The sequence below is a fragment of the Clostridioides sp. LIBA-7602 genome, from assembly GCF_056688945.1.
The window spans coordinates 2,747,369-2,764,052 of record NZ_CP196991.1 but is presented as its reverse complement, the minus strand read 5'-3'; the positions used below and the strand labels follow the sequence as shown (position 1 = coordinate 2,764,052).

The 16,684-nt window shown below is 29.2% G+C and carries 14 protein-coding genes; 7 read left to right on the top strand and 7 right to left on the bottom strand.

What is annotated here, in order from left to right; all coding sequences use genetic code 11:
• Nucleotides 1–18: 18 nt before the first annotated feature.
• Complete coding sequence (tnpB, locus tag ACTG45_RS13155; RefSeq protein WP_479919126.1) at nucleotides 19–1,128, top strand: IS200/IS605 family element RNA-guided endonuclease TnpB; 1,110 nt, start codon at nucleotides 19–21, stop codon at nucleotides 1,126–1,128.
• Between the two features lie 134 nt (nucleotides 1,129–1,262).
• Nucleotides 1,263–1,781: a proline racemase family protein gene (locus ACTG45_RS13150; protein WP_479920298.1), complete on the top strand. Its 519-nt coding sequence runs from the start codon at nucleotides 1,263–1,265 to the stop codon at nucleotides 1,779–1,781.
• A gap of 318 nt (nucleotides 1,782–2,099) precedes the next feature.
• Here ACTG45_RS13150 and ACTG45_RS13145 read toward each other — a convergent pair whose 3' ends face one another.
• The 3 genes from ACTG45_RS13145 to ACTG45_RS13135 are packed head-to-tail and all read right to left on the bottom strand — an operon-like array spanning nucleotide 2,100 to nucleotide 7,794.
• A complete protein-coding gene (locus ACTG45_RS13145; RefSeq protein ID WP_479919125.1) occupies nucleotides 2,100–3,410 on the bottom strand; it encodes a TolC family protein in 1,311 nt (436 codons plus the stop codon).
• A gap of 21 nt (nucleotides 3,411–3,431) precedes the next feature.
• Nucleotides 3,432–6,566, bottom strand: a complete 3,135-nt coding sequence (locus tag ACTG45_RS13140) for an efflux RND transporter permease subunit (RefSeq protein ID WP_479919124.1) — start codon at nucleotides 6,564–6,566, stop codon at nucleotides 3,432–3,434.
• 4 nt (nucleotides 6,567–6,570) lie between these two features.
• Entirely contained in the window at nucleotides 6,571–7,794 is a 1,224-nt protein-coding gene (locus ACTG45_RS13135) for an efflux RND transporter periplasmic adaptor subunit (RefSeq protein WP_021385269.1), read from the bottom strand.
• A gap of 251 nt (nucleotides 7,795–8,045) precedes the next feature.
• Here ACTG45_RS13135 and ACTG45_RS13130 point away from each other — a divergent pair, with 251 nt between their 5' ends.
• The gene (locus ACTG45_RS13130; protein ID WP_021385271.1) at nucleotides 8,046–8,531 is read left to right on the top strand and encodes a MarR family winged helix-turn-helix transcriptional regulator; all 486 of its coding nucleotides are present in this window, start codon (nucleotides 8,046–8,048) and stop codon (nucleotides 8,529–8,531) included.
• Between the two features lie 112 nt (nucleotides 8,532–8,643).
• Here ACTG45_RS13130 and ACTG45_RS13125 read toward each other — a convergent pair whose 3' ends face one another.
• Nucleotides 8,644–10,872 carry a type IA DNA topoisomerase gene (locus ACTG45_RS13125; protein WP_479919123.1) on the bottom strand — a complete coding sequence of 743 codons (2,229 nt, stop codon included), beginning with the start codon at nucleotides 10,870–10,872 and terminating at the stop codon, nucleotides 8,644–8,646.
• A 112-nt stretch (nucleotides 10,873–10,984) separates the two neighbouring features.
• Here ACTG45_RS13125 and dut point away from each other — a divergent pair, with 112 nt between their 5' ends.
• Both dut and ACTG45_RS13115 read left to right on the top strand, forming a co-directional pair.
• On the top strand, nucleotides 10,985–11,416 hold the full coding sequence (gene dut, locus ACTG45_RS13120) for a dUTP diphosphatase (protein ID WP_021385268.1): 432 nt from the start codon (nucleotides 10,985–10,987) through the stop codon (nucleotides 11,414–11,416).
• Nucleotides 11,417–11,677: 261 nt separating this feature from the next.
• Nucleotides 11,678–12,868, top strand: a complete 1,191-nt coding sequence (locus ACTG45_RS13115) for a C40 family peptidase (RefSeq protein ID WP_021385281.1) — start codon at nucleotides 11,678–11,680, stop codon at nucleotides 12,866–12,868.
• 239 nt (nucleotides 12,869–13,107) lie between these two features.
• Here the strand turns inward: ACTG45_RS13115 and ACTG45_RS13110 are convergent, their stop codons facing one another.
• From ACTG45_RS13110 to ACTG45_RS13100, 3 genes are read right to left on the bottom strand one after another with little or no spacing between them, the layout of a single operon-like run.
• Complete coding sequence (locus tag ACTG45_RS13110; RefSeq protein WP_021385285.1) at nucleotides 13,108–13,680, bottom strand: manganese catalase family protein; 573 nt, start codon at nucleotides 13,678–13,680, stop codon at nucleotides 13,108–13,110.
• Nucleotides 13,681–13,708: 28 nt separating this feature from the next.
• Nucleotides 13,709–13,975, bottom strand: coding sequence for a spore coat protein CotJB (locus ACTG45_RS13105; protein WP_021385274.1), 267 nt, complete (start codon nucleotides 13,973–13,975; stop codon nucleotides 13,709–13,711).
• The gene (locus ACTG45_RS13100) at nucleotides 13,975–14,184 is read right to left on the bottom strand and encodes a spore coat associated protein CotJA (RefSeq protein WP_021385270.1); all 210 of its coding nucleotides are present in this window, start codon (nucleotides 14,182–14,184) and stop codon (nucleotides 13,975–13,977) included. Before ACTG45_RS13100 ends, ACTG45_RS13105 begins: the two co-directional genes overlap by 1 nt.
• Before the next feature lie 268 nt (nucleotides 14,185–14,452).
• Between ACTG45_RS13100 and ACTG45_RS13095 the strand changes: the two genes are divergently transcribed.
• Together ACTG45_RS13095 and ACTG45_RS13090 are read left to right on the top strand one after the other, a co-directional pair.
• On the top strand, nucleotides 14,453–15,313 hold the full coding sequence (locus ACTG45_RS13095) for a tRNA 2-thiocytidine biosynthesis TtcA family protein (protein WP_021385277.1): 861 nt from the start codon (nucleotides 14,453–14,455) through the stop codon (nucleotides 15,311–15,313).
• 47 nt (nucleotides 15,314–15,360) lie between these two features.
• Nucleotides 15,361–16,389: a 3'-5' exonuclease gene (locus ACTG45_RS13090; protein ID WP_021385272.1), complete on the top strand. Its 1,029-nt coding sequence runs from the start codon at nucleotides 15,361–15,363 to the stop codon at nucleotides 16,387–16,389.
• The last annotated feature ends 295 nt before the right edge of the window (nucleotides 16,390–16,684 follow it).

Below are 16,684 nucleotides of genomic sequence, written 5' to 3'. Positions count from 1 at the left end.
AAAAACAAGTAAAGTGAGGTGATAGTAGTGGAAAAAGCTTATAAGTTTAGAATATATCCAAATAAAAAACAGCAAGAGCTAATTAACAAAACTTTTGGATGTTGTAGATTTGTATATAATAAATATCTTGCTAAAAAAATAGAAGTTTATGAAAGTGATAAAGAAAATTTTACTTATAAACAGTGTAGTTCTGATTTGACCAACTTAAAAAAAGAATTAGAGTGGCTTAAAGAACCTGACAAATTTTCACTACAAAACACCTTAAAAGATTTAGAAAACGCATATAAAAAATTCTTTAAGGAAAATGCAGGATTTCCTAAATTTAAATCAAAGAAAACTAATAGATTTTCATATAGAACTAACTTTACAAATGGAAATATTATGTACTGTAGTCAATATATAAAATTACCTAAACTTGGTATAGTTAAAGTAAGGGATAAACAAGTACCTCAAGGTAGAATACTTAATGCTACTGTATCCAAAGAACCAAGTGGTAAATATTATGTATCACTATGTTGTACTGATATAGATATTGAAGCATTTGAAAATACTAATAATCAGATAGGTTTAGATTTAGGAATTAAAGAGTTTTGTATCTCAAGTTGTGGAGACTTTATAGAAAATCCTAAGTATCTTAAGAAGTCATTAAACAAACTTGCTAAATTACAAAAAAAATTATCGAGAAAAACAATTGGTAGTTTAAATAGAAATAAAGCAAGGTTAAAAGTTGCAAGACTTCAAGAACATATAGCTAATCAAAGGAAGGATTTTCTACAAAAACTATCTACTAAATTAATACGAGAGAATGATATTATTTGCATAGAAGATTTACAAGTAAAGAATATGACTAGAAATCGTAAATTATCTCGCTTAATTTCTGATGTGTCATGGTCAGAATTTGTTTGTCAATTAGAATATAAGGCTAATTGGTATGGTAGACAAATTGTAAAGGTAGGTAAATTCTTTGCAAGTTCACAAATATGCAATAAATGTGGGTACAAAAACAAGGAAATTAAGGATTTAAATATAAGAGAATGGATTTGTCCTTGTTGTAATGAAACTCATGATAGAGATATAAATGCAAGTATAAATATACTAAAAGAAGGATTAAGACTAATAAGAGTTTAAAATAAATACTTATGTAAGAACCGTAGGAACTACGGGGATAGCCTGTGGAGAATTGGTAAGACATATTTTAGTATGCAAAATTCTATGAAGCAGGAACCCTGTGACTTTAGTCATGGGAGGTTCAGGGGAAAGAGATTACATATGATATTTCATTTGGAGGAAGTTTCTTTGCATTGTGTGATGTTACACAGTTTGGTATGGATGTAACACCTGAAAATATTCCATTTCTAACTGATTTTGGCATGAAATTGATTGAATATGCCAACAAAGAAAATGAAATTCAACATCCTGAATGTGATATTACTTCTGTTGACCTTGCTGAATTGTATTGTCCTACTTCAACACCTGGATGTGATATGAGAAACGTTGTAATCTTTGGTGATTATATGGCAGACCGTTCTCCATGTGGAACTGGGACGAGTGCTAAACTTGCTACACTTTATAAAAGAGGTAAAATTGGTATTGGAGAGCCTTTTGTGTATGAAAGCTTTATTGGTACTACATTTACAGGTGTAATCAAGGAAGAAGCAAAGGCTGGAGAGTATTCTGCAGTAATACCTAAAATCACAGGAAGTGCTTATGTAACAGGAGTATCTACTTATATTATTGATAATGATGACCCTTTGAAATATGGATTCCAGGTTTCAAAATAATATTTATTCTTTTAACTGTCAATTATTCTATTAGAATAAAGAGTTACATAGGTATAAGTTCTAGGTAAAATGAAATTATATCATACAAAACTTAGAAAAGTTATAATAATTTAAAATGAGGATTATTTTACATGAAATTGAAATCTTAGATGTAGACAATTAAGTAGGTTTGTATAAAACAAATTTATAAATTGTATATTAAAAAGACTGTAGATAAATTTGCTTCTATTCAAATCTATCTACAGTCTTTTATTTAATAATAAATCAATTCTATATATATTTTTATTAAATAATTTTGTGAAAGTTGTTTAATATTTTCTATTTGCCAGTATTAAGTATCCAAGGTTTTTCTATACCATTTTTTAATGAGTTATAGTTTACAATAAGCGTGTCATAGCTATTTTTAGCATCTTCATTGCTTACTACTTGTTTTTTATAATCAGTTAGAGTAATTAATCCTAAATCATATCTTAATTTAGTATTTTTTACTTGTTTTTCGGATAATTCAAGTTGTTTTTTAGTAATGTCAATTGTATCTTCTAAAGCAAGTAATTGAGCATAACTATCAATCAAGCCTTTTTTTAGAGCTTTTTTACTGTCTTCTAATGTTACTAAACCATTTTCAGTATTGTATTTTTGTTGAAGATAATTTGCATATGTAGTAAGTCCAGAAGCATAGGTCTGTCTTTCAAGATTGTATACCTCAACCTCTTTTTCATATCGCTCATAATCTTTTTTATACTTATCCATAAGAACCTTATATTCATCATCAGTCAAACCACCTTGTTCTGGTTTTGTAGGAGCAACTGGTCTTGTAAGATTAGGTCTATCTGGTAAATCTGCTTTATTCTCATCATCATCATTAAAACTTTCTTCAGTACGCTCCAAAATCAATTGGTCGTACTTTAAGTATTCATTTACTTTACCTTCCATATATGAATCAACTGAGCCACCTACTCTAAAAGATTCAAATCTATATTCCTTATCCAATTGATAATTATCTAAATTTATATTAGTCAATAACTTAAAATAGTCTTGATTATTTTTTAGTTCTTGAAGTTTAGCTTTTTGAGTATTTTGTAGTGTCTGAAGTTCAAGTTCAGCTGACTCAGTTTCTAATGATGTTACTAATCCTAACTCTTTTTTTAATTTCATATCTTTAATTTCTTTAGTTTTTATCTCAAGATTGTTTTTTATTTTATCCAACTCATTTTCTCTTGATACTAAATCATTGTATTTATTCGTAATATCATTTGCTATTTGGTCTTCCATAAACCCTTTTGCCTGTTCACTTTGATTTTTAAGAAGTCCGATTTGGTCGTATGGAAATGAGTTATCACTTCCAGTAAAACTATCAAACTCATCTTGTACTTCCAATTTCTCTTTTAACATTTTTATTTCTTCTGATTTCATCTTTAATTTATCACTATTTTTAATTGCTGCACTGACAGCTTCTCTAGCAGTTAAAATTTCCTTTTCAGATGTCCTTTTAGTTGAGTCATTCACGATAGAATTATCAACTTTACTTATAGAAGAAGTATTATCATTTGCATAAACTGGCATTAGGTTGGCTGTTATTATTCCAACACCGCATCCAATTGCAACTATTTTACTAACTTTTTTATTCAATACAATCACCCTCCATTCTATTTAAACTTTAGCTTTCAATTTTGGTTTCTTTATTATTTTTCTTTTTATATCACCTATTTTATCTGTTATTTTACCAAATATTTTAGGCATTTTGTCTGAAAACTTATCTTCCCATTTATCAAATATTAAGTATATAGTAGGTATAAGTACCAAAGTTATAAGTGTAGATACAGTCAGACCTCCCATTATAACTATAGCTAGTGGTTGCATTGTTTCTCCACCTTCACCAAGAGATAGCGCTGTTGGTAACATACCTAAAATTGTTGTTGCAGTTGTCATTAGAACTGGTCTTAATCTTGCTGCACAACCAATAGAAACCAATCCAATTAAATCATTGTTACGATTTGTTTTTCTAAGCTGTTCTATGTAGTCAATAAGAACTATACCATTGTTAACAACTATACCTATAAGTAAGATTATACCTAACATACCTACAGTACTTAAACTTTGCCCACTGACTAGCAGAGAAAGCACAACTCCAACAAATGCAAATGGAACGCAGAACATGATTATAAATGGTTTACTAAATGATTCAAACTGAGCTACCATTACCATGTAAACTAGTGCTATAGCTATAACCATTGAGAATCCAAGACTTGCCATAGATTCGTTCATCATTTCTGTTTCTCCACCAACACCAATAGAGTAATCTTTAGGAATTACCATCTTGTTAGTTTTTTCTAGTGCTAGTTTTGTAGCAGTACCAGCATCTACATTATCAAGTGTAGCAGTTATATTTACAGAGAAGTCTCCATCAGTTCTAGATATAGATTGTAGACCATCTGCCATTTTTATATCTGAAAAAGCACCAAGAGGAACTTCTTTTCCAGTAGCAGAGTTTACTTTTAATTGTTTTATATCTTCTAGATTATCAATACTGTCTGCTTTAAATTTTAAGTTTACATCAACTTTGTAATCATCAATTGTAGCAGTAGTAACTGAATCACCATTTATTGCTGTACGTAGTAATCCTGCTATTTCACCAGTGTTTACACCGTATTCTTGAGCTTTATGTTTGTCTATTGTAAATTGAGCTTCTTGTGTTGTATCTGTAAGAGAAGTCTCAACATTTCTAAATCCTTTTATTGAACTGAATTCTTTTTCAGCTTCTTTTCCTAATATTTTTAATACATCTAAATCAGGGCCTTTCATTTCTAATGTAAAGTCTGCTCCTGTGCTTCCACCCATGACGCTACTATTTTGGCTTACATTTATTTTACAATCTGGGACAGTAGCAACTCTATCAATTATTTCTTTTTCTATCTCATCAGTAGTTCTCTTTCTATTTTTTTGAGATTCTAATTCAATTGCTATATTTGCTGTATTGTTATTTGAATCTGATGTTAAAGTTGTTATTAAAGTTTTGACTTCTGGAATATCTGAAACTTTTTTCTCAGTCATAGATACATAATAATCATTAGATTCTAGACTAAGACCTTTTGGAAGTTCTATAGAAACAGCAAGTGCTCCCTTGTCGGCAGCAGGCATAAAGTCCATACCTATAAAGCTCATTCCAATTAAAGAAGCTATAAAAATAAGTAAACTTGATATTACTACTAAGCGTTGGTGTCTCAAGCATACACTTAGTAATCTTTTATACCCTTCACTTACTTTATCAAATATGGGACTGTCTTTTTCTTGCATCTTTTCGCTATTTTTACCTCTACTTAATTTTGCAAATACACTAGGAACAAGAGTAATTGCACCTATAAAAGAGAAGGCTAGGGAAGCTATAAGAGTTTTACCTAATGCTCCAAAAGTTATTTTAGCTATACCTTCTGTAAACATAATAGGTAAAAATATTGCTATAGTAGTCAATGTTGATGCAAGTATGGCATTGGTTACGGTTCTTGTACCTTCAATAGCACAATCATCAATACTCATACGACCACTTTTCCTATATTTAAATATATTTTCAATTACAACCGTAGCATTGTCAACAACCATACCAACTGAAATTACCAAGGAACTGGCAGTAATAAGGTTTAAACTTTCTCCTGTAAAGTAGAGAACTGCTATGGCTCCTATTATGGAAATTGGGATTGCTATGGCAACAACTAGTGAAGCTCTTACACTTTTTAAGAAAGCAAAGATTACCACAAAGGCAATAACAGCACTTATAAGCAAGTTACTCATTACACTGTTTATTGATTCACTTATGTACGAACTTGTATCGTTAGCAATTTTAATTTTAAATTGAGGATTTTCTTTATTTAATTCATCTACGTATTTATACGCATTTTGCATAACTTTTACAGTATTGGCATCTTGCTGTTTAGAAATATCTATTACTAAACTGTCTTTTCCATTATATCTATAAATACTGTCTTTGTCTGCATATCCATAATCTACACTACAAAGATTATCTAATCTAACTGTATTTCCACCCTTTACAGGAATTTGAATCTGTTTTATATCATCTAAAGATTCAAGTTTATCAATTGCTCTTAAAACTATTTTATCTTCACCTTGAGTAATTGAGCCATAAGGGTATGTTTTATTACTAGATGATAATATACCTTTTATAGTTGATAAACTAACTCCATAATTTGAAAGAACAGCTGGGTCAGCTATTACATTGACCTGTGCTTTTTCTCCACCTTTAAGGTCTGCTGATGTAACACCATCTATAGATTCTATTTTAGGTTGAATCACATCCTCAGCATATTTTCTCAATGCCTGTGAACTATTTTCATTTCCTCCAGATATAACAAGCTGACCTATAGCTTGTGCATTCATATCTAATTTTAGAACTGTTGGTTTAGCTGCATCATCTGGAAGACTAGTCTGTAATGCGTCAACTTTAGACCTAACATCGTTCATTATTTCATCTAAATTAGTTCCAAACTCAAATTGAGCAACTACCATAGAAACACTTTCTTGTGAACTTGATATGGTAGATTTTACGTTTGAAACAGCTGATAGACTTTCATCAACTTTTTGACTAACTTGTTCATCAACGTCTTGAGGACCAGCACCTGTCCAAGTAGTCATAACCATTACAACAGGTATTTCTATATCAGGCATTAGATTTATTGACATTTTCTTATATCCAATACCACCAAAAACTATTAATACCAAGAAAACCATTATGATTGTAAGAGGACGCTTAACAGAAGTTTGTATAAAATTCATAGTACTATTTCTCCTTTTCTACAGGAAATATCTTAGTTCCATCAGAAATAAGACTTATCCCCCCAATAACCACTGTATCTTTTTCGCTTACACCACTTTTGATTTCTATTTTATCCTCTGTTACAATTCCTGTTTGAACTAATTTTTTCTTTGCTATATTATCTTTGTTTGCTATGTATACATATTTCTTTCCTTTTTCTTCAAATATTGCTTTTTTAGGTATTGTAACAGCACCATTTTCTTTTTCAACACTTAAGTTTACTTGAGCAGACATTCCTGCTTTAAACTTGTTGTTTGTGTTAGTAACAAGCACTTTAACAGGATATAAAGATGTCTGAGGGTCAACTACTGAAGGTACATAATCTACCTTTCCTAAAATCCTTTGGTCTTCAATTATAACTTCTACATTTCCATCCTTCTTAAATTTACCTATGTCTGATTCTGCTACATTTAAATCAACTTCTAATATGTTAGGATTAGAAATAGTAAAAGCTGGCTGTGATTGTGTTATCATTTCTTTTGCATCAAAGTTTTTAGCAGTTATTGTACCATCTACTGGAGCTGTCAAAGTTAATTTATCTAAGTTACTCATTGCTAAATTATATGATACTTGAGCTTGGTCAAGTTGTTTTTTAGCAAGAGCCTTAGCTTGAGGTATACTCTTTGAAGTTGCTGTATCGTATGATCTTTGAGCAGAGTCTAGTTGTTGTTTTGATTGTTCTAAAGCAAATTCTATTTTTTTAAATTGGTCTAAACTAATTACTTCCTGCTCATAAAGAACCTTATTATTGTCATAATTCCTTTGAGATTCATCATATTGAATTTTTGCGTTATCAAGAGCTGTTTTTGCTTGATTTACTTGTGCTTCTAATGAACCACCAGTTGCACTTGAATAACTTGCTTTAGCCAAATCTAGTGCTGCCTTACTCTGTTTTACACTATTTTCTAAATCTGGACTGCTTATACTCAATAATTCATCTCCTTTTCTTACATTTTGCCCAAGTTTTACATAAACTTCTTGAACTGTGCCAACAGTCTGTGCAGTAACAGCTGTTTCATCTTTAACCTTTGTAGTTCCTGAGAAAGCATTTGTGTTTTCAATTTCTCCTCCTACTGCTTTTTGAACAGAAACTGCTATTGGTTTCTCGGGTTCAGGTTCTTCTGTTTTTCCACATCCAACTAAAAACAGTGAACTACACATTAAGAAAACTATTAAATATCTTTTCATATCTCCTCCTATTATATATTGCACACTAGCTTGTTGTAGAATTTAAAGTGTCTTATAATTTAAGTTTAGTTTTAGGCTAATTAAAAAACTTCCCTTTATTGGCAATTTATAATTCTCTAATTTGATTATAAATTTATAATTATTATGAGTCAATAACTTTTTCTTGTTTTAAATTTATTAATAGTTTATAATTTATACTATATAAATAACGAATGGTTTATTACATTATTTATTGAAGGGATGTTACAAAGATGGATAACAATAATATACTTAAAATAGCAGACTCTTTTTTAGATTTCTTATTTGTACTTGAAAATAATATATTTAAAGAAAGTGATTTGTTAAAGAAATTTCAAAATAACTCGGATATAATGAAAGCGTATTTTGAAGAATGTCCAATGGCTCCATCGCATGCTAAGGTAATCCTTTATCTTATGACATCGAACTCATCATCAATTTCTCAAATAGCTTCTAATTTAGGAATCTTAAAATCAAATATGACACCAATTATTGATAGATTGGTAGAACATGATTTAGTTAATAAATTTCCTGACCCAAAAGATAGAAGAATTCTTAGGGTGGAATTAACAGATAAGGCATTCGACTTATTTGATGCAGTAAAAGCTATCCTTAAAGAGTCTTTAGTAAAGAAACTATCAAATCTCTCTGAGGAGGAATTAACTTTATTAGATGAACATACACTGAAGTTATCAGAGATAGTAAAAAAATTAGGCTAGATGTAATTGTGGAAGTCATTGTTAACAAAGTTAAAAAATCGTAAAACAATAAATGTCAGTAGTATAATATAGAATATTATGCTACTGACATTTATTGTTTTATGAGTATTATTTAGTTATCAAACTCTATTTTCCAACTGAAATAACCGTTATCTGGATTCTTATTATATTTTAATGTAGCATCAAACTTATTGCCATTTTTAGATGTTAAGGATTTTACTTTGGTTTCACCTTTTTTTAAAATATTTTTGACCATTGTTTTATTAACTTTCTTTTTATAAAGACTTAAGTACTTATCATTTTTCCAAATAACGAATTTACATTCTTTATGATTTTTACAAGCAAACCCTTTATCAAATTCAAGTACATCACCCTGACAAACAGGACATTTACCAAGAGATGGATTATCATCTTTATTTTTACTTTCTTTTTTGTTATCAGAATCTTTTGATACAGCAACTTCTTTTTCAGTATTAGTCATACTCTTTTTCTGTTTTTTTTCTTTTATTTTAGTAAACTTTTTAGTTTTTGAATCAAAAGTATATGCTTCTGTATTTATGTTTTTTGAAGCATCGTGTTTTATAATATTGACATTTTGGTATATAAAATTAATGATATTAGTAAGATATTCCTTTCTAGTGTATTTGCCTTTTTGGATATCACTCAAACTTTTTTCAAGTTTTCCAGTGTAATCTACATCAAATAAATCTTTAACAGGAAAAATCTCAACTAAATTTTTTCCGAGGTCTGTTATAGAATAAGACTTTCCTTTTTTATTTACATATCCAACTTGGCTTATTTTCTTCAATACATCAGCACGTGTAGCTGATGTTCCTATAGAATATCCTGACAACACTGTTGTATCTTCTTCAGGTACATTTTTACCACAATTTTTCATAGCCTTTAAAAGTGTGTCCTCAGTATACGGCTTAGGAGGAGTAGTCTGTTTAGTTAAGGGCTTTACTTCTAATACATCTACAATATCATCTTTATTTACAAGTGGAAGTAAATCGTTTTTTTCTTCCTTATTATATACTTCAAGATATCCTTTTGATTTGAGTACTTTACCCTTTGTTAAAAAAGTGCAATTATCTACTTCAGTCTTAATTTCTGTATTCTCGTATTCAGCAGGGGGCATAAAGTTTGCTATAAACCTATCTTTTATAGCATCATAAACCAGTTGCTCATCTTTAGACAAGTTTTTGGGAATTATATAAGTAGGGATTATAGCACTATGGGAATCTACTTTAGAAGAATCAAAGACCCTTTTAGTTTTAGAAAATTTAATCTTAGTTTCATATTCAAGTCCAACTTTTAGTTTGTCTAAAGTTTGAGAAACCTTTGAAGTTAAACTTTCCTCTAAAAAAATAGAATCAGTTCTAGGATAAGTTATATATCCACCTTTACCATTACCCTCATAAAGAGATTGACAGACATTTAGGACCTTGTCAGAGGTAAAATTAGAATACTTAGAAGTTATATATCCTTGAAGTGATGTCAAACTAAAAAGTTTAGGTGCATATTCTTTTGACATAGTAACTTTTTTATCTAGTATTTTACCAGTTTCAGATTTAATTGAAGCTATAATTTTATTTGCATCTTCAAGTGTATCAAATTTACTTTCTTTGCCCTTAATATATTTACCTTTATATTCACCAGCCTCAGCTTTAAAATGACCTTCTATTTCATAATAAGTTTTAGGAACAAAATTTAGTATTTCCATGTCTCTGTCATAGACTAATTTAACTGTTGGAAGAATTACTCTACCTATATTTAATAATTTTCCATTTCCATATTTCAACGTAGCAACAGAAGTAAAATTTATTCCAATCAACCAATCAGTGATAAGTCTTGTGTATCCAGCGGCTTGAAGATTTCTCATTTCATCTTCATCTTTTAAGCTTTTTATACCTCTTGTAATATCTTCTGGCGTCCATTCATTTACTAAAATTCTTTTTACTGGTTTTTTATTGTTTGCAAGTAAAAATATTAGAAATGCTATGAGTTCTCCTTCTCGGTCATTATCAGTGGCATTTATTACATATTCTACATCTTTTCTATTCAAGAGTTTTTTCACAGTATTGAATTGTTTGGTTTTAGAACTATCAATCTTAAATTTAAACTTATCTTCAGGAACAAATGGAAAATTATTCATTTTCCAAGAACCAGAATATTTATCTTTATCATAATCCTTCATATCATATAATGATACTAAGTGCCCAACTGCATAAGTAATTATATAATCATTTCCTTCAAAGTAACCATCTTGTCTAGTCTTTGCACCCAGAAAGGATGCTATAGTTTTTGCAACAGATGGTTTCTCAGCAAGTACAAGTTTCATAAAAAATCCTCCTTTAAAACACTAATAATTATATTACCACAAAAAAATAAAAAACTTCAAGAGGTCGAAATTTAAGTTATAATATTTATAGAAAGTTGAAAGGAGATATAAAATGTACAATTTGAAAGTAAAAAAACTAAATGACGATGCTATAATACCTAATTTCGCTCACAAAGGTGATGCTGGTATGGATTTGTATTCTATAGAAGAGGTGGTAATACCTTCTGGAGAAACTAAACTTATTAAAACTGGAATATGTATAGAGCTTCCTACTATGACAGAAGCGCAGGTAAGACCTAGAAGTGGGCTTGCTTTAAAACATTCAATTACTGTGTTAAATACACCTGGAACTATTGATGAAGGTTATAGAGGAGAGCTTAAAATTATATTAATAAACCATGGGAAAAATGATTTTAAAGTTGAAAAACATATGAAAATTGCTCAAATGATAGTAAAACCTATCTATGATATTAATATAGAAGAAGTGAAAGAATTAAGTGATTCTGAAAGAGGAAAAGGTGGATTTGGTTCGACAGGATTTTAAAAAGTTACAAAAAAGTTAAAAAATATAGCCATCTTTTAAAAAAGCAAAAGATGGCTATATTACTAAGTTGCAGGCTATTGATGATTAAAATTCACTTATGGTAATTTATGGTAAATAAATATTACTATAGACAAATAGTTACAAATTTGTAATAATATTAATATAAAAGAAATAATTGATATTTTAATATAGTGTCAGTTATTTCTTTTATATTTAAAAAATGAATAAAGCTACTAGAAAAGAGGAGATGAGTGGAAAGTTATGAATTTTAATCAAAAGAGAATAGCAGCCAGCATAATGGCAACTGCGATAATAATGCCTACAATGGGAAACTTAGCATATGCTGATGAGTCTGGGGTAGAGAGTGTAAGTATAGAAAACAGAACAATAACAGGGAATGCAGTAAATTTTAGAAAAGGACCAAGTACAGACCATGAATCAATGGGGAAACTTTACAAAGGAGATAAAGTTGAGTATGTAGGAAAAGAAGGTTCTTGGGCAAAAGTTAAATATAATGGAAACACAGGTTATGTGCATGGAAATTATGTAGGAATAAATAACCTTGGAAATAGTAATGAAAGTAATGATGCTTCAGTTAAGTCAACAAAAGTTGTTACAGCAAAAGGGTTAAATTTTAGAACAGGACCAAGTACAAGTAGTTCTAAAATATCTACACTAGGATACGGTACTGAAGTTGGATACATATCTGAGTCAAATGGATGGTCAAAAATAAGTTCTAATGGTAGAGTGGGTTATGTTTCAAGTAAATACTTAGGAACTAGTATAAATGAATCTACAAATGGAAATACTGGCAGTAGTTCAAATGACCTTGTAAAGGACACAAAGGTTGTAACGGCAAAATCACTAAACCTTAGAACAGGACCAGGTACAGGTCACTCTAAAGTAGCTACATTAAGCTATGGAACTGAAGTTGGAAGTATTGCTGAAAATGGAGGATGGACAAAAGTAAATCATGACAATCAAACGGGATATGTGTCAAGTCAATATCTTGCTGAAAAAGGTTCTGTTGATACTTCAACTCCATCTGATTCAACTAACTCTCCAAGTCAGGGAGCTGATAGTGTAATAAGTTTTGCAAAGACTCTACTTGGAAAACCATATGTATGGGGAGCGGAAGGTCCAAATAGTTTTGACTGTTCTGGATTCACACAATACGTTATGAAAAAATCAGCAGGAGTTAGTATACCAAGAGTGTCTAGAGATCAAAGTAAGTATGGAACATATGTAAATAGAGGAGACCTTAGAAGTGGAGACTTAATATTCTTTGATACACAAGGGTCAAATAATGGTTCTGTAAGTCATGTTGGAATATACATAGGAAATGGAGATATGATACATGCATCTTCAGGTTCATCAAAAAAGGTAACAATATCTAATATAAATAGTAGTTACTATTCAAGTAGATATGTAAATGCAAGAAGAGTTTTATAATCATTTTTTATTATAGAGCTCAATAAATAGATTTTTCTTTATTGCTTATAATATAAAAACAGGTACAATATTGATAGTATTATAGATTATTATCTATGTTACTACTTAATTGGTACCTGCTTTTTTCTTTATTTTCTTTAAGTATAGAAAATAAACTATGTTTATTTTATTTTGTAAACTTTAACAAAAACAGTAAATTATAAATTATCAAATAATAGTAGTTTATATAAATAAAAATTTTAGAACATTTTTTGAGATTCTTCTAATTCGTAAGCATCCATTAAAGCTTCACCAAATCTTTGATAGTGAATTATTTCTCTTTGACCTAAGAATTTTAGTACTTCTATAACATCAACATCATCTGTTAAATTTATAAGTTGATAATAAGTTGCAAGTGCTTTTTGCTCAGCAGCCATATCTTCATGTAAATCAGTTACAGGGTTTGACATAACAGCAATAGGTCTTACATCAAATGGAACACCATTTGAATCTGTTGGATAAATTCCGTATCCATTTTGTGCATAGTTTGAACCAAGACCTGCAGCCTTTAATTCTTCTGGGCTTGCATCAGAAGTCAACTGATAAACCATAGTACATATAAGCTCAACGTGAGCTAGTTCTTCTGTACCAATATCTGTTAAAAGTGCACGCATATTGCCAGTAGGCATTGTATATCTTTGGCTTAAATATCTTAAAGATGCTGCAAGTTCTCCATTTGGTCCACCAAATTGAGTTATAAGAAATTTAGCCATTCTAGGGTCGCAAGTTTTTATATTAACTGGGTGTTGTATAGTTTTCTGATATATCCACATGAATTTTCAATCCTCCAATACTTGATGTCTAATAATTAAATTCTCTGTCCCAAGGCCAAGGTTGTTCAGCCCATTGCCAAGGGCATCTACTTGGAGCATACCCAAAGTTAGTTAAAGGACCGTATTTATTTTCGTAAGCGTATCTAGCTTGCGCAAATTGATTACATAATGAATTGTAAGTGTTGATAGCGTTTTTATCATCAGGGTGAGTGTCTAAATATAAGTTCATATCAACACATGCAAAAGATGTCTCCTGAATTTTTCTCATAAGTTCAGCTCTAGATGAATCTTTCATTATCTTCTACCTCCTCTATATTTTTTTGGCTTAGCATATAATTCTTTGTTGTACATTTCAGAATCTAATAGATTTAGTTCTGGAAATATAGTTCCAAATTTTAATGCATCAGAAAGGCAGTACATTTCTGTAAAAATTTGATTATTAACGTATGGTCTAGCTAAAGATGGACCACAATTCTTTTTAATATCTCTAGTTTTATTTTCCAAGATGAAAACCTCCTTGTTGTAAATAGATAGGTAACTCTATCTAGTGTATAATATTCAGTCATTTAAAAATCGTTACTCATAATAAAATATTAAATGAGAAAAATAAAAAAGATAATAAAAGAAAGAGGTTATTTATGTTATTATAAGTTTATGCGTTATTGAAAATTATAAATTATTTGTTGAAATTAAAGTGAAAATTATAGTATTTTATAGATGAAGGTAGACTTTTTTGTAAAATATTATTAACATAAATATACGAGGTGATTAAATGAGTGAGCTATCAGGAAAAGGCTGTGAAATTATAGTTCCTTTTGAGGAAAGACTTCCAGTAAGAGATATAGAAAAAAGTATAATAAAAAAATATAGAAAAAATTTATGGTCCAAGTTTATGAAAGCAATAAGAGATTACAAATTAGTTGAAGAAGGGGATAAGATAGCTGTAGCAATTTCTGGTGGAAAAGACAGTATTCTTATGGCTAAAATGTTTCAAGAGTTAAAAAGACATGGACAAGTTAATTTCGATGTTGAATTTATTGCTATGGACCCTGGATATCATGCAAATATAAGGCAATTACTTATAGATAATTGTGAGTATCTAAATATACCAATACATTTATTTGATTCAAGAATATTTGAGATAGCAGATGAGATAGCAAAAGATTATCCATGTTATATGTGTGCAAGAATGAGAAGAGGAGCATTATATTCAAAAGCAGAAGAGTTAGGATGTAATAAACTTGCATTAGGTCATCATTATGATGATGTAATAGAGACAACAATGCTTAATTTATTGTGTGCTGGTAATTTTAAAACAATGCTTCCTAAACTTAATTCTACTAATTTTGAAGGAATAAAAATCATAAGACCGCTTTATTATATAAGAGAAGAGCATATTATAAGATTTATTCAAAATAGTGGGATATGGCCATTAAATTGTGCATGTATGGTTGCTGCTAAAAAAACAGGAAACAAGAGATATGAGATAAAAGACTTAATAAAGAGCTTAGAGCCAAATTTTAAAAATGTAGAAAAATCTATATTTAAGGCGGCAGAAAATGTAAACCTTGATTCAATACTTGGTTGGCAACAAAATGGGGAGAAACATTCTTTCTTAGAAGATTTTGAATAAAAATAATTAAAAAGAATCACTATAAACAATTGGAAAGGGTGTTTATATTGAAAAGAGTATATATAGACTTTGAAATGAATATGCCAAATTCTAAATCAAAGAGGGCAGTATTGAATTCTGATATAATTGCAATTGGAGCAGTTATGTATGATGAAAAAACAAAAAATATTGATAAATTTAAATCTTTAATAAAGCCAGTGAGTAATGAAGAAGTGTATCCTCATATACAGGAATTAACACATATATCTTCAGAAGAATTGAAGAATGCACCAAGTTATGAAGAGGTCATGAGAAAGTTTAAAAAATGGCTAGGCATATTTTCTGATATTGAAGGAATATATACTTTTGGCAACTTAGATTTGACATGTTTCAATAATACTGATATTAGAAGTTCTAAGAAAAACAATCATCCAAGATTTGTAAATAATATTAGGGATTTATTTATAGATATAAAAGAAAAATATATAAATTGTGGTATGAGATGTATGAACTACATATCATTAAAAAATTTACTTGAGTTTGCCAATTTAGAGTTTAGTGGAGACGCTCATGACCCATTAAACGACGCATATAATTTATTTGTTTTAGATGAGGCAATCACAAATAATGTAGCAATACAAAATCTTTTGATAATACGAGATATAATAAGACCACCATTTAACGACATAAATTGTGATTTAGATAATTGTTTTAATAAATTTAAAGAGTCACTGTATAAAAAAGAAGGAAATTATAATATTGTAGATTTTTCTATTGAAATAATAAAAACTGTGAGAATGTACTTATCAACAATTATAAATATAAATATACAAAATTTAGAGGTTATGAAAGATGTAAGTAAGAAACTGGATACTATAGATAAACTGAAAGATATAGAAGAAGGTTATTTTTACTTATTGGAAGATGTATATTTTGATATGAAAGACTTACTAGAAGATTTAATGCTTTATAGAGTACATGAAGATGAGTATAAGTATGAGGTAGAAAATATAATAAGAATGTTTGATGAAGATTTATATAATGAAAAAATATATATAAATAAAGATAATAGTATAAATATTGTTAATAAGATATAGGAAATTATTAATAATACAGTAAAACTTGATGATTATGGTAATTTTTTATAAGATTAAAGTTAAATAGAGCTAAATTAATATAAAATAATAAAAAATGTAGAAGGTATGTGTACTTTCTGCATTTTTCATTATACATTATTTTAAGTTTAAGAAATGTAGCATAGGTTTTATAATTAATATATTTTATTGATATTTTATGATTGTAAAATTCAAAAACTACTTCTTGCGAAAGTAATTTATTTGTTGTATTATAATTTACATGAATATGTAAGACAATTAAAAGGTATTATTAGAG